The organism is Chlorobium sp., assembly GCF_036528655.1.
GTDB lineage: Bacteria > Bacteroidota > Chlorobiia > Chlorobiales > Chlorobiaceae > Chlorobium.
Map to the genome: position 1 here is coordinate 209,731 of NZ_JAIGND010000003.1, position 13,759 is coordinate 223,489.

Annotated in this window: 14 protein-coding genes; 6 read left to right on the plus strand and 8 right to left on the minus strand. The window is 53.4% G+C overall.

The window, feature by feature from the left end:
- Positions 1–5 precede the first annotated feature (5 nt).
- From K4305_RS01100 to mraZ, 6 genes are all read right to left on the minus strand, one after another.
- Positions 6–1,424: a UDP-N-acetylmuramoyl-tripeptide--D-alanyl-D-alanine ligase gene (locus K4305_RS01100; RefSeq protein WP_331560472.1), complete on the minus strand. Its 1,419-nt coding sequence runs from the start codon at positions 1,422–1,424 to the stop codon at positions 6–8.
- The gene (locus tag K4305_RS01105) at positions 1,421–2,983 is read right to left on the minus strand and encodes a UDP-N-acetylmuramoyl-L-alanyl-D-glutamate--2,6-diaminopimelate ligase (RefSeq protein ID WP_331560473.1); all 1,563 of its coding nucleotides are present in this window, start codon (positions 2,981–2,983) and stop codon (positions 1,421–1,423) included. Before K4305_RS01105 ends, K4305_RS01100 begins: the two co-directional genes overlap by 4 nt.
- Complete coding sequence (locus K4305_RS01110; protein ID WP_331560474.1) at positions 2,980–5,001, minus strand: penicillin-binding protein; 2,022 nt, start codon at positions 4,999–5,001, stop codon at positions 2,980–2,982. Before K4305_RS01110 ends, K4305_RS01105 begins: the two co-directional genes overlap by 4 nt.
- Before the next feature lie 32 nt (positions 5,002–5,033).
- Positions 5,034–5,411: a hypothetical protein gene (locus K4305_RS01115; RefSeq protein WP_331560475.1), complete on the minus strand. Its 378-nt coding sequence runs from the start codon at positions 5,409–5,411 to the stop codon at positions 5,034–5,036.
- A gap of 106 nt (positions 5,412–5,517) precedes the next feature.
- Positions 5,518–6,510, minus strand: a complete 993-nt coding sequence (gene rsmH / locus K4305_RS01120; protein ID WP_331560476.1) for a 16S rRNA (cytosine(1402)-N(4))-methyltransferase RsmH — start codon at positions 6,508–6,510, stop codon at positions 5,518–5,520.
- A 5-nt stretch (positions 6,511–6,515) separates the two neighbouring features.
- Positions 6,516–6,962, minus strand: coding sequence for a division/cell wall cluster transcriptional repressor MraZ (gene mraZ / locus K4305_RS01125; protein WP_331560477.1), 447 nt, complete (start codon positions 6,960–6,962; stop codon positions 6,516–6,518).
- Positions 6,963–7,183: 221 nt separating this feature from the next.
- Here mraZ and K4305_RS01130 point away from each other — a divergent pair, with 221 nt between their 5' ends.
- The 6 genes from K4305_RS01130 (at position 7,184) to K4305_RS01155 (ending at position 11,793) form a co-directional block, all read left to right on the plus strand.
- Positions 7,184–7,681, plus strand: coding sequence for an NYN domain-containing protein (locus K4305_RS01130; protein ID WP_331560478.1), 498 nt, complete (start codon positions 7,184–7,186; stop codon positions 7,679–7,681).
- Between the two features lie 79 nt (positions 7,682–7,760).
- Positions 7,761–8,078, plus strand: coding sequence for a chorismate mutase (locus tag K4305_RS01135; RefSeq protein WP_331560479.1), 318 nt, complete (start codon positions 7,761–7,763; stop codon positions 8,076–8,078).
- 24 nt (positions 8,079–8,102) lie between these two features.
- Positions 8,103–9,116: an endolytic transglycosylase MltG gene (mltG, locus tag K4305_RS01140; RefSeq protein WP_331560480.1), complete on the plus strand. Its 1,014-nt coding sequence runs from the start codon at positions 8,103–8,105 to the stop codon at positions 9,114–9,116.
- 102 nt (positions 9,117–9,218) lie between these two features.
- The gene (locus K4305_RS01145; protein WP_331560481.1) at positions 9,219–10,412 is read left to right on the plus strand and encodes a phosphoglycerate kinase; all 1,194 of its coding nucleotides are present in this window, start codon (positions 9,219–9,221) and stop codon (positions 10,410–10,412) included.
- Positions 10,413–10,469: 57 nt separating this feature from the next.
- Positions 10,470–11,321 carry a rhomboid family intramembrane serine protease gene (locus K4305_RS01150; protein ID WP_331560482.1) on the plus strand — a complete coding sequence of 284 codons (852 nt, stop codon included), beginning with the start codon at positions 10,470–10,472 and terminating at the stop codon, positions 11,319–11,321.
- Between the two features lie 4 nt (positions 11,322–11,325).
- On the plus strand, positions 11,326–11,793 hold the full coding sequence (locus K4305_RS01155) for a YkvA family protein (protein ID WP_331560483.1): 468 nt from the start codon (positions 11,326–11,328) through the stop codon (positions 11,791–11,793).
- 66 nt (positions 11,794–11,859) lie between these two features.
- Here K4305_RS01155 and K4305_RS01160 read toward each other — a convergent pair whose 3' ends face one another.
- The gene (locus tag K4305_RS01160) at positions 11,860–12,000 is read right to left on the minus strand and encodes a hypothetical protein (protein ID WP_331560484.1); all 141 of its coding nucleotides are present in this window, start codon (positions 11,998–12,000) and stop codon (positions 11,860–11,862) included.
- Positions 12,001–12,313: 313 nt separating this feature from the next.
- Positions 12,314–13,747, minus strand: coding sequence for a 23S rRNA (uracil(1939)-C(5))-methyltransferase RlmD (gene rlmD / locus K4305_RS01165; RefSeq protein ID WP_331560485.1), 1,434 nt, complete (start codon positions 13,745–13,747; stop codon positions 12,314–12,316).
- Positions 13,748–13,759 lie beyond the last annotated feature (12 nt).

Here is a 13,759-nt window from a genome sequence, read left to right on the forward strand (position 1 = left end):
GTTGATTATTGAGATATTCTTTCGATACACAGCGCATTTGCCGTCTCATCAAGCCGCATGCCCCTCGATCCCTTGAAAAGCACGGCGTCTCCGGGAACCACCATATCGATGAGCGCTTTCGACAGCTCTTCGCGACTTGCATAGTGGCCGTATGCGCGCGTCTCGTTTCCCGACAGATACCCGCGGGCCAGATCGCCGAATGTCAGAAGCAGGTCGATCGTGCTCTGCTGAATATACCTGCCGATCTTTTCATGTTCAAGTTCTCCGCAATCCCCAAGTTCGAGCATATCGCCGAGTACAGCTATTTTTCTGCCGGGGCACGACAACTCGTCGAGAAGGTCGATGGCGTAACGTACCGAATCAGGGTTGGCATTGTAGGTATCGTTGATGACGGTAACGCCTCCCGCTTCCCGGTATTCCATGCGTTTCCATCCGGACGGAGGCTGCAGGTTTTGAAGTCCATCCCTGATGCAGGCCAGGGAGAGCCCGAAATACGACCCGACCGCAGCAGCAGCAAGCGCATTGATAACGTTATGGCGGCCTGTCAGCCGCAGGGTGACGGAGAGACGATCCCCTCCGGAACAGAGGAAAAACATCGGCCGGCCATGTGCGTCAAGACCGATCTCTTCGGCATACGGCACCTGTTCGCTGTGTTCGTCGAGACCGTAGAGCACCCTGCGCTGAAGGCCTTCGGCTGCTTTTTTCAGCCGGGTATCTCCGGTATTGACAAAACAAACCCCTCCATTGCTGTCGAGATAGTCGTAAAGCCTGGTTTCTGCGGCGGCAACCCCGTCGAGATCGTGCAGAAACTCCAGATGCTCATGGCCGATATTGGTAAGCAGGCCATGAGTCGGCCTTGCGATGGAGGCAAGCAGCTCCATTTCCCCGGGGTGGTTTATTCCCATCTCCACGACGGCGATCCCGGTATCCCGTTTCATCTGAAGCAGGGTAAGAGGAACGCCGAGATGATTGTTCAGATTACCTTTGCTCATATGCACCCGGAAACCGGTTGCAAGAACCGATGCGATCAGTTCCTTTGTGGTTGTCTTTCCGTTGCTTCCGCCGATACCCAACACAGGCACGTCGAAGGTGCCGCGATAAGCCGAAGCAAGCTGCTGAAGCCCTCTGACAGTATCGGCAACAACCAGATAGTTCCGCTTCCCCATACCCGCTTCCAGCGGATGCGACGCATACCACTCCTTCGACACTACCGCCCATGAAGCCCCTTTCGAAAAAACCTCGTCAATATAGCGGTGCCCGTCTGTCTTTTCCCCCCGTAGAGCGACAAAGACATCTGCGCCCTTAACCTCGCGAGAGTCGATGACAACAGACGGCTCCTGCATCTGCGGCACATCCCCGCCGGCATCTTCCGATACGATTTCCCCGATCTGTCTCAGATCGGCTTCACCAAGAACGCCTTTCATACGGATTGATTTGTCGTTACGTCGTCCACCCCCTCCCGGAAACACTCCCTGAGCGTCTCCTGATCTGAGAAATAATGCTTTTCGCCGGCTATTTCCTGACTGGTTTCATGACCTTTTCCTGCCACAAGCAGCACATCGCCAGGCCGAAGTGATGCGGTAGCCTCGCGGATCGCAGCTGCCCGGTCGACGATGCGTTTGTAACCGCTGCCGCTCATGCCGCTCTCGATATCATCAAGAATCTCTTCCGGATCTTCGTTTCTTGGATTGTCGGATGTCAGATAGGAGTAATCGGCGATTTCGGATGCGATCCTGCCCATAAGCGGACGTTTCATCCTGTCGCGATTTCCGCCGCATCCGAAAACCACGACAAGACGGGATGACGGACGGACGAGTTCCCGGATCGTACCGAGAGCCTTTTCAAGTGCGTCCGGAGTATGCGCGTAATCCACGAAAGCGCATCGGCCGGCGTTTGCGTCCAGGACTCGCTCCATTCTTCCCGGAACGCTGAAGGGTGTCTTCAATGCCTCGGTAACCGCGCCGGACGACATGCCCATGCCCGAAACGGCGGCGGCGGCTTCGAGAAGATTCATGACGTTATATCTGCCCGGAAGTTCGGTTCGCACCTCTGCTGAAACATCCGGAAAATTCAGGCGGATTGTCGTGGCGGCAGGGGAAATCTCCTGAACGGAAGCGGAAAACCGTTTTGCGCACTGCAGATTCCGATGTAATTCCGGCTCCATGGAGCAGCAGAACCGTCGCTCCTGCGGCACCCTTTCCGCCATGAGAGCCCCATAAGAATCGTCTCCGTTAATGACGGCATAACCATCCGGCTCGAGTTGGTCGAACAGCAGTTGTTTTGCCCGGGCGTATTCCTCCATGGTATGATGAAAGTCGAGGTGATCCATGCTCAGATTGGTGAACACCGCGCTCCTGAACCTGAGGCCGTAAACCCTGTCAAGCACAAGGGCATGCGAAGAAACTTCCATGACCGCAGCCTTGCACCCCTCCTGAAGCATGGCGGCGAAAAGCGCCTGCAGCTCATGCGCTTCGGGCGTAGTACGTTCGAGCAGAATATCCCGTGAACGCATCCGGCAGAGCCCGGTACCGATATAGGCGGCGGGAATCCCGCCGGCATTGAGAAGTCCGGTTATCAGCCGGGCAGTGGTGGTTTTTCCGTTGGTGCCGGTTACGCCGATAAGGAAAAGTTTTTCGGATGCCTGACCGTAAAAAACTTTTGCTGCTTCTGCAAGCGCTTTTCGCGTATCGGCCACCCGTATGAAAAGCACTCCGGGAGCGGGCTGCACAGGCGGCTTTTCGCAGATTATCGCGATCGCGCCTTTGAGAACTGCGGCGTCGATGAACCGATGGCCATCGGAAACAAACCCCGGAATCGCCGCGAACAGCGAACCGCTGACGACCTCCCGCGAATCGGCGGTGATCGCTGTGACCGACAGCCCGTCCGGATAGGGACCTGAACAATCGAGGTGCCTGACCTGAGAGAGAAGGTCGGAAAGCCTGACCGGCAAGACCGGTTGTGAAAAAGAAATTCCCTTTATCATAATATGGCCCGCTGCCTGACCGCGGAAGAAAGTTTGACCCTAACTATCCCTGACCTGTCTATTTTCATGCCGGGACGGACGCTCTGGGCCCTCACAACGCCGTCCGAGGCACCGCTCGATTCCATTTCAAGCCCGAGCCATTTAAGAAGGCGTCGGGCATCGTCGCCCTTCAGTCCTTTGAGATCCGGAACGGCGACGGTTGTCGTCGAATCGATAGCCGCCTGCTCGGGAGACTTGAAACCGAGGTTTTTCTGCAGCTCTTCGGAACAGGCAAGAATCCTCGAAGATATTTTCGAAAAAAACGGAGCGGCGACAGTTGCCGCATAATAAGCTTTCTGTGGCTCCTCGACCAGCACGATGAGGGCATACCTTGGTGCTTCGACAGGAAAATAACCGACAAAGGAGGAGACATAGACGGCATTCGCGTAGGAACCTCCGGTCGCCCTCCTTGCCGTTCCGGTTTTTCCGGCAACGCTCATGCCTGGAATTGCTGCGCTTCTTGCGGTACCGCTGTCTACGACCGCCTTGAAATACTCCTTTCCGAGATACCTTGCAGTCTCGGGCTCGACAACCTTTCTTACCGCTTCCGGCTGATTCTCGACGACGATACGCCCGGCCGCATCGGTAATGCTCTTGAGAACAAAAGGCCTCATGAGCACACCGTCATTGGCTATCGCCGCATAGGCCTGCAGTATCTGCAAGGGAGTTGCCATAACCTGATAGCCGTATCCCATCCAGGGAAGCGTTGTCTTGTCCCACTTGCTCAGCGGCCTGACCCTGCCCGACGACTCCCCGACCAGGCCGATGCCGGTTTTTGAGCCGAATCCGAAATTCTTCGTATAGGCATGGAATTGCGCCCTGCCGGTTTCCATCGCGGTTTTGGCCGCCACCACGTTGCTCGAGTGCATGAGCGCCTCCCGGAAAGTGAGATCTCCGTAAGGCTCATGATCCCTGATCCTCAGACCGAACAACGGCAGCACGCCATTATTGGCATATACCCTGTCTTCCGCTTTTCGGCCGAGCACTTCGGTGGCGGTTGCCGCCATGACGATCTTGAAGGTCGACCCCGGCTCGAAACTGTCCGTAACGGCGCGATTTCGGGATTTTTCCGGAGTCCATGTCGCCCTCCGATTGAGATCGAAAGTTGGAATATTTGCCATTGCGAGCACTTCTCCGGTTCGCACGTCAATAACGATGCCTGTTGCCGCATTCGCCTGGGACGTAGCGACAGCTTCGGCAAGCTCGTCCTCGACAATACTCTGGATATCGGCATCGAGCGTCAGTTGAACCGTATTGCCTTTTACTGGATCGAGCTGCAGGGCATCTGGAGCCGGGTAGCGCTTTCCGGTTGCCGACCTCTGGTAGACCCTCGACCCGTCCCGTCCCTTCAGATAGCGATCGAACTGCATCTCGATACCGCTGATGCCGCTGTTGCGGTTGTCGGTTACGCCGATTACCTGTGCTGCGACATTGAGATAGTAACGCTGCTGTTCCCGGTCGAACCAGACGCCGGGAATTTTTTTCTGCATGAGCGGCAAAGCCTGTACGGCAGAAATCTTGCGGCCAAGAACGGCAAGCCGCTTGCCTCTTCTGAGTTTTTTAAGGTATTCCCGACGGCTTTTGCCGAGATGCGCGGAAAAAAGCCGGGCTACCTCGGCAGAGTTATCGAATGTTTTCTGTTCGCCGGTTTTCCTGTCTATCACGGCCTTTCCTTTTTCGTCGAAAAGCGGAGTATTCCTTACGATCTGCGGGTCTGCATAAAAAGAAATCGTTTCGACGGTTTCTGCAAGCATCCTCCCGTGACGGTCGAGAATGACCCCTCGCTGCGCATGTTCGGTAACAAGCCTGATATACTGTTTTTCAGCCTTATCCTGATACTTTTTAACATTGACAATCTGAATGTTCAGCAGCATGGCGATAATGCCGACAAGAAAAAGCAGAAAACAAAGCACCACCAGGCCAAGACGCTTTCCGAACTCCGCATCCGGAGTTTTTTGCGGTATCTCGTTTTCACTCATTTGGCAACATGCTCACAAGATTGACGCTTATATTACGGCACAATTTCGACTGCAGGAACGCTTGACGCCTGCAGGCCGAGACGCTCCGCCTGCAATGCGATATTGTGAATGCCCTGCAATTCGTTCACCTTGAGTTCCTGGGAGGTAATGACGCTCGAACTCATTGCTATCTGCTCTCTGAGCGTTTCGTTCGCAAGGGCAAGTTTCTGTATCGCTATGGTATTGTAAATCTGAAACAGAAGAATGCCGGTTACCGGCAGAAGGTATAAAAAAGTCCTTAAACGCAGGAGATCCGAAAGCCGGAAACCGAACGCCCGGCTTAAGAGTTCTTTCACGCCCCCGTCTCCCTTGCCGGTAGGAGCCTGCATTTCGGAAAAACGGGCAACCCCTTCGCCGCCTGCGTCGATCATCCGCGCCGACCCCGATCTTTCCCTTTCATCATGATGATCTGTCTTGCGAATATGCATGAGGTCGAAAGCCCTCCCCGACAGATGGGGCGAAAAACCATTTTCAGCATTATGTGAGATCAACGGCCTCTCCTTCTGCAAGTTTTTCGAGAATCCGGAGCCTGGCGCTCCGGGCCCTCGGATTCGACGATATTTCCTGTGCTCCTGCTGTAACAGGTTTTCTGGTTACGACCCGGAACTCCGCTTTTCTGACAGGCTCCCTGAGCCCTACCCCTCTGGGCCCCCAATCGCTGCGAGCCCTGTCGGCGAAAAAGCATTTGACCATCCGGTCCTCGAGAGAATGGTAACTGATGATCGCAAGCCGTCCACCCGGGATGAGCATTGATGCGCTTTCTTCAAGAGCACCGGCAAGTACGTCGAGCTCATGGTTAACCTCGATCCTGACAGCCTGGAAAATCCGTGAAAGCGTTCTGATGACCCGGTCCGGCCTCGGCTCCCTCTGACGGATAAGTCCCGCCAGCGTCTCGGTTCGCAGAATCGGGCCCTGCCGATCCCGATACTCCACAATATCGCGGGCGATGCTTCGGCTTCGAGGTTCTTCGCCGTAACGGAAAAAAAGATTCGCGAGCTCCCGTTCGTTCATGGTATTGACTATATCCGCGGCGCTTCGGGCGGCTTCGGGATCCATGCGCATATCGAGAGGACCATGCTGCAGATAGCTGAATCCCCGTTCGGGAGAATCGATCTGCGCCGATGATACACCAAGATCGAGCAGTATGCCTGCTACCGATGGAGCCATACGCCTATCCCGGCATACCCTGAGCACAATCGAACGAAGATCCCCGAAATTGCCTTTAACCAGAACGATATTGCCTTCACACAATGCAAGGCGTTTTCGTGCCGCCTCGAGCGCACGATCATCCTGATCTATACCGATAAGGAGCGACTGCCCGCCGAAACCTTTCCTGAACAATTCTTCAAGAATTGTCCGGGAGTGTCCTCCTCCGCCCAGAGTACCGTCAACATAGACTCCCGGCATTCTCACCAGCAGGTCCGGTATTTCAGCAGCAAGAACCGGTTCATGATATCCTTTTGCGTCCATGATCCTTAAAAAAATCTCCCGGCAAGAAGAGAAAACCGTTCGGCATTCCCCTGCAGCAATGCCTTGAGCCTTCCCGGCTCCCAGATTACCAGTTTGGTATCAGCTCCCATAATAAGAGCGTCTTTCGCAATTCCCGCGTGATCGAGGCTCTCCCGCGAAAGAGCGATCCTGCCCTGCCGGTCAACGGCTACTATATCGAGACTTTCGTAGAGCATGGTTTTCAGAAGCCGTTCATCCGGATTGAAATCCGAAAGACCGACCAGAGAACGCTTCATCTGCTGCCAGATTTCCGGCTCGTAGAGTTCCAGCGATCCATCTGGCGCTTTCATCAGATAAAGATATATTCCCGATGCAGATGTCGCGGGAAAAAAATCTCTGCGGAAACGGACCGGAATCATCAGACGGCCCTTTTCATCGAGAGCATGCAGCTCTTTACCGATAAATCCAGCCATTAATACCTGTTCCCGGAAAAGATTAGATATATGTAAACGAAAGCAGCCGGTACTGACAGGCCTCGAACATGTGTAAAAAGTAAACGGAAAAAAGGAAAACGCTCCCACATTTTACCATTTTGTCCCACAAAAAATGTATGTAAAAAGGTTACAGCAAACAAATAGTTATCTCTTTTACACATCGGATTTTTTCACCGGTGGTCTTTGCCACACTGAACAGCATGTTGAATACCGAAATCATCATTGACGGATACAACCTCCTGCATAAGCTCTTTCCTGCGGGCGGCGGCTCCTCACTCGAACAGTGCCGGAAGAAAACCGAAGCCCTGCTTGAACGCTACAGAAAAAAAGCGAAATGCTCTGTCACCATTGTTTACGACGGTGGCGGAATCCGCGATACAGCCGCTGGAGCCGCCGTTCTGATCGTTTATACCGCTTCGTCAAAAAGCGCCGACAGATGGATCATAGATTATGTAAAATCATTGAACACAAGCAGAAAAATGGTTACTATTGTAAGTTCGGACCGGGAGGTATGCCTTTATGGAAAAGCATATGGGGCCGAATGCCTTACCTCGGAGGAGTTCATTACGCTGCTTGACCCTGAAAATATAAAGGGGAGCCCGGGATGTTCGGCCTCTGGCCGAAAATACAGCGACAGGATTCTTGATGACAGGGAGGTCGAGCAATGGAAACTCCTGTTCGAACGGGGAAAACGCTGATCGGCAGCGCTTGTCAGTCTGTCCCGCAAAGGCCTCCTTGAAACGTATATCTCTAAAAAACGCATGTTATCTAACAAGCATGTCTGAAAGCACTCTCGGAAATAGCGGGCATTGGCGGGAACTGGAAGAATGGAGAAAAAAAATCGACGATATTGACCGGCAGTTGGCAGCCCTCCTCTGCGAAAGGCTTCAGTGCGCCCGGAATATCAGCGTTCTCAAAGCGAGAATCGGCGAACAGGTGCTCCAGCCCGAAAGGGAAAAAGAGGTTCTCAGCAACGTCATCAGTCAGGCAGACTCGGAGCAGAAAATCAGCGCACTGAAAAGAGTCTACCTCAGCATCCTCGAGGAATCCCGACTTTTTCAGCATGAACAGAACTGCGGGCACAAGCATACCTGACCCGGAAAACCGGCATGTCAAATCATGGCATCATTATCCAGACCGTTCGGAACATTGTTCGCCGCCCTTCTGCTCATGGCAGCGGCTGCATTTTGCGGGATGCTATTTATTCCGGGCCTCAATACCGCAGACCGCCCGACCGGCTTCACCGTTCACAGAGGAATGGGTTTTATGGAGATTGCCGGCGAAATGCAGCGCAAGGGCGCAATCAGAAACCAATGGCAGACCATCATTGCAGGAAGAGCGATCCCGGGGCTGCACAACATAAAACCCGGACGCTACACGGTTCCTCCCGGTTTGTCGAATTACCGGCTGCTACGCTACCTGTATACGCATCCGCAGGATGAAGTGCGGGTCACCATTCCTGAAGGCCTTGAACTGCGCGAAATTGCCCGACTGCTCTCATCGAAACTCGACATGGATTCGGCAGGATTCATGGCCGCAGTGCGCGACCCCGCGTTTCTCGGAAACAACGGGATAAGTGACAGCAGCGCAGAAGGATACCTTTTCCCGGGCACATACAATTTCGCATGGTCGGATACCCCGAAAGAAGCCGCGGGATTTCTTGTAAGGCAATTCAGAAAATTCTATTCCGACAGTCTGAAATCCATTGCCGCATCAAAAGGGTTCACAGAAAAATCACTGCTGACACTGGCTTCGATCGTCGAGGCCGAAACGCCTCTCGATGAAGAAAAGCCTGTCGTCGCCAGCGTTTATCTGAACCGCCTGAAAAAAAACATGCGCCTCCAGGCGGATCCGACGGTTCAGTACGCGCTCGGCGGAGAGTACCGGCTTCTTTACTACAAGGATCTTGCCGTCGACTCGCCCTATAACACCTACCTCCACCCCGGACTGCCTCCCGGTCCGATTTGCAATCCCGGCGCAGCATCGATCAAGGCTGTGCTGAATCCTGCCGAGACCGGCTATCTCTACTTCGTCGCGACCGGAAAAGGTGGGCACTATTTCGCATCGACACTTGCAGGACACGCCGAAAACGTCAGGAAATACCGGGAGGCCAGGAAAAGCGCTACAGAATGAACCATAACCGTTACTGATGCATCGTTCCTTTTCCAAAAGAGAAATACATTATATTAAGTACCGAGAGAGAATGATACGTTTTATAACAAACCATAATGAACAATGCAGAAAAAGACCTTGTCCGACGTAGCCATCCAGGGTAAGCGGGTATTGATGCGCGTCGATTTCAACGTTCCCCTCGATGCGGAAAAAAACGTTACAGACGACAAACGAATAGTTGAAGCCCTCCCTTCGATCAGGAAAGTGCTGGAAAATGGCGGGCGACTGATCCTCATGTCGCATCTCGGCAGGCCGAAAGGCAAGCCCAATGTCGAATTCTCGCTTGCTCCAGCAGCGACAAGGCTCTCCACCCTTCTCGACTGTCCGGTAACAATGGCAGCCGACTGCATCGGAACGGAAGTCATGCAGCAGGTTCTCGCCCTTCAGGACGGCGAAGTGATCATGCTTGAAAATCTCAGATTCCATCCGGAAGAGGAGGCCAACGATCCTGATTTCGCACGCGAACTCGCTTCGCTGGGGGAGATTTATGTGAACGACGCCTTCGGCACCGCCCACAGGGCACATGCTTCAACGGAGGGTATCACCCGGTACATGCAGACCGCTGTTGCCGGATATCTGATAGAAAAAGAGCTGAAATATCTCGGTAAAGCTCTCCAGGAACCCGAAAGACCCTTCGTGGCGATCCTCGGCGGATCGAAAATCTCAGGAAAAATAGATGTTCTCGAAAATCTTTTCAACAAAGTTGATACCGTTCTCGTAGGCGGCGCGATGGTCTTTACCTTTTTCAAGGCACAGGGACTGGCGATCGGCAACTCCCTCGTTGAAGACAACAAACTCGAACTGGCACTGAATCTCATAGAACAGGCAAAACAGAAAAACATCAGATTGCTGCTTCCCGTCGATGTCATTGCAGCAGATGAAATCTCCGCGGCTGCCGAATGCAATGCTGTATCTATTGAAACCATTCCGGATGGTATGATCGGAGTGGATATCGGCCCTGAAACCGCCTCGATATATCGCCATGAAATTCTTGGAGCAAGAACCGTGCTCTGGAACGGACCGATGGGGGTATTCGAAATCGACCGCTTCGCCGAAGGAACCATAGCCATTGCAGAAGCCATGGCCGAAGCGACCGCCTCAGGGGCTACCACCATCATCGGAGGAGGTGATTCCGCAGCAGCCGTAGCAAAGGCCGGACTTGCGGAGCAGATGACCCATATCTCCACCGGCGGCGGAGCAAGTCTCGAATTTCTGGAAGGAAAGGAACTTCCCGGAATTGCCGCGCTGAACGACTGACCGGCTGGTTTCGTTAAACAATCAAGTATAAACAGGAGAGCCAAAAGCGACCGCCACATGAGTTATTATAATCAGCCATACAGCCCCGGGGGGTTCCAGCTCATGCCTCCTGCGATAAAAACCATACTGATGGCGAACATTGCGATATTTCTGTTGCAGATTATCATGCAGAACTCATCGCTCGGCGGTCTGCTCACTGCTGCAGGGGCGCTATGGCCGATTGCATCGCATAACCAGGACGGTCTCTCTTTCCAGATATGGCAGCCTGTCACCTACATGTTCCTCCATGGCGGCTTCGGCCATCTCTTCTTCAACATGTTCGCATTATGGATTTTCGGCGCCGAACTTGAGAACTACTGGGGTACAAAGCAGTTCACCATCTATTATTTCGTATGCGGCGTCGGAGCGGCCCTCATCAATCTCCTTACCACCATCGGCGATCCATATCCGACCGTCGGCGCCTCCGGCGCCATTTACGGAGTGCTTATCGCTTTCGGCATGATGTTTCCCGAGCGGTACATCTTCCTGTATTTCCTGTTTCCTGTCAAGGCAAAGTATTTCGTCGCAGGGTATGCCTTCATCGAATTCATGTCAGGACTGGGCAGCAGGGCAATGGGAAGCGGCAGCAACATCGCTCACTTTGCCCATCTTGGAGGCATGATTATCGGGTTTCTGTACATCACTCTCCGAAGGCAGGGCTGGACATTGCCGAAATGGCCGATAAAGTCGCCCTCTACCGGAAAACGATCTGAGCGGAAGCAGGCTTCGATCCGCCGCATCGATGAAGGCAATGCGGCATCAGTATCTGAAGCAGAGATCGACGCCATTCTCGACAAAATATCGAAGAACGGCTATGAATCGCTTACCGGAGAGGAAAAGCGGAAACTGCTGAAAGCAGGCGGGAAATGACATCATGAAGGAAAAGAACCGTCTTTTCGATTCAGCCGGAAAAAAAGCCGCCAGCGTGCTGAAAGATCCGGAAAAAACGAAAAAGCTGCTTGATACAGCTTTCAGGCGTTCTTCATCCGCAAATCATACATCGCCTTTTTTTTCGATCAGCAAAAAAATACAGGCAGCAATCCGCATGATGCGCGCCTATATCCAGAAAGAGTATACCGACATCCCGTGGCAGAGCATCATCGCCCTGACTGCGGCATTGATCTATTTCGTCTGGCCGCTGGACGCAATTGCGGATTTCATACCTCTTATGGGTTTTGCCGACGATGCGGCCATTCTTTCAGCCGTGCTTGCCTCCATCAATCAGGATCTTGAACGGTTTCTTTCGTGGGAAAACAGCGTCGCAAAAGCTGCTGATGAAGCCCGTCCTGACGTCATCGATGCGGTGTTCGAGGAGATAAAGAAAGAGGGCAAAAGCTCATAGCAGACTCTGTGGATAGACTCGTTCCAGCCGGCAAGAGCTGCTGGACAGCTCTACGAACACTCCGGTTTACGATGGAAAATACCTCTCCCGTAGCATCCATACCGCTTTCATCATCAACTGTTCGCCATCGAAAACGATCTGTCGCCTCTGCTTGTCGTTGCGCTGCTTCAGGTAGCTCGTAACGTTCATCCGGCGTATGGACTGCACAACGAACCTCCTTCTTTGAGGAATATCCATGATCCGGAGAGCAAACTGAAATGCTTGTGCCGATGAAACAGTTCCCGTTCATTCAGCTCCTCCCGGCTGAACGTTCAACCAGGCCAGACATAGTCAGGAGATTGCACCAGAGCATCGAACTCCCTTTCCCGTTCTTCTGCCCTGACATACTGCCGAAGCCAGCCTCTGAAGGTTTCGTACAGTGTGGAATGCTCACGCTGCGCTTTTTCCCTCGCCTTGCGAATCAGCTTCTCTTATGCACGCTTCTTGAGCATTTCGACCTGGATTTCCTATGGAAATATGATTACCCCGCCCTCTCGAAACAAGCGACGCTTTCGACGTGAACCGTGTTCGGAAACATATCGACCGGCTGGATCGATACCAGGCGGTAGCCGTTCAGTGAAAGGTCCCTGCCGTCGCGGGCAAGATTCGATGGGTTGCAGCTCACATATACGATTCGCCTTGCTCCGAGTCTGATCATCGTTTCCAGCGCTTTGGGGTGCATGCCGGCTCTTGGGGGATCGGTTACGATAACTCCGGGCGAGTCGTAACGGGCAAGCTGCTGCAGCAGAGCATGAAAATCTTTCAGGTCGGCCTGGAAAAAGTCTGCGTTTGTAATGCCGTTTTTTGAAGCATTCATAGCAGCATCCCTGAGCGAGCTTTCGACCACCTCGATTCCCACAGCCTGCCGGCAGTGCCTGGCCAGATAGAGCGTTATGGTCCCCGTACCGCAGTAGAGGTCGTAGACGGTATCGTCGGCTCGCAGACCCGCGACTCTGATGATCTCGTCGTAGAGAACTTCAGCCTGCCTGGTGTTGGTCTGGAAAAACGAATTCGCAGATACCCTGAAATCGAGCGATCCCAAGCTCTCAGTTAATGAACCGGTGCCCAGAATCGTATACTCATACTCGCCAGTCGATACAGTATTTTTTTTAGCCGTGACATTGTTCACCACCGTCAGTCGCTCTTCGGGAAGAGCCGCTGCAAGAAAATCCGCATATTGCTTCATGAGCTGTGCGTCATGCCACGACGTGACAATGTTGACCATGATTTCTCCGCTATGCATGCTTGATCGCAGCATGAGGTTGCGCAAATACCCTTCGTGAGCCTTAACCGCATAGGGGGCAAGACGATGCTCCAGGGCGAACAGACGGGTAAGGCGAAGCAGGTCGTTCATCCGTTCGGTCGCAAGATAGCAGTAATCGATATCCAGCACTTTCTCGAAATTGCCGGACGCATGAAACCCGAGAGCGAAATCCTTCGGTCTGTCCAGTTGCTCAAGCGGGAGTTCTTCCGGCAGAAGATAGCGGACGCTCGAACATGAAAACTCAACCTTGTTGCGGTAATGAACGGGCGAACGTGCCGGCAGAACCTGCTCTACAGGAGGATCGACAAACCCGCCTATATGCTCGAGATCGTCAGCGACCTTTTTCTTTTTATAGCGAAGCTGCGCCTCGTAGGTTATATGCATGAGCTTGCAGCCGCCGCATACTCCGAAATATCCGCACTGCGGCTCCACCCTGTCCGCAGAGGGCTCGACAACCTGAAGCGCCTGAGCGTCGATATAACGCTGCTTGACCCTTCTGACCAGCGCCCGCACGCGGTCGCCCGGAGCCAGCATGCCGCTTACCATAACGCCCATGCCGTTTTCAAGACGACCGAAACACCGGTCTTTATCGGCGAAATCGGTGATAGTCAGCTCGAAGATATCGCCTTTTTTCAAGATTGAGCTTTCCATACGCTGTACGTT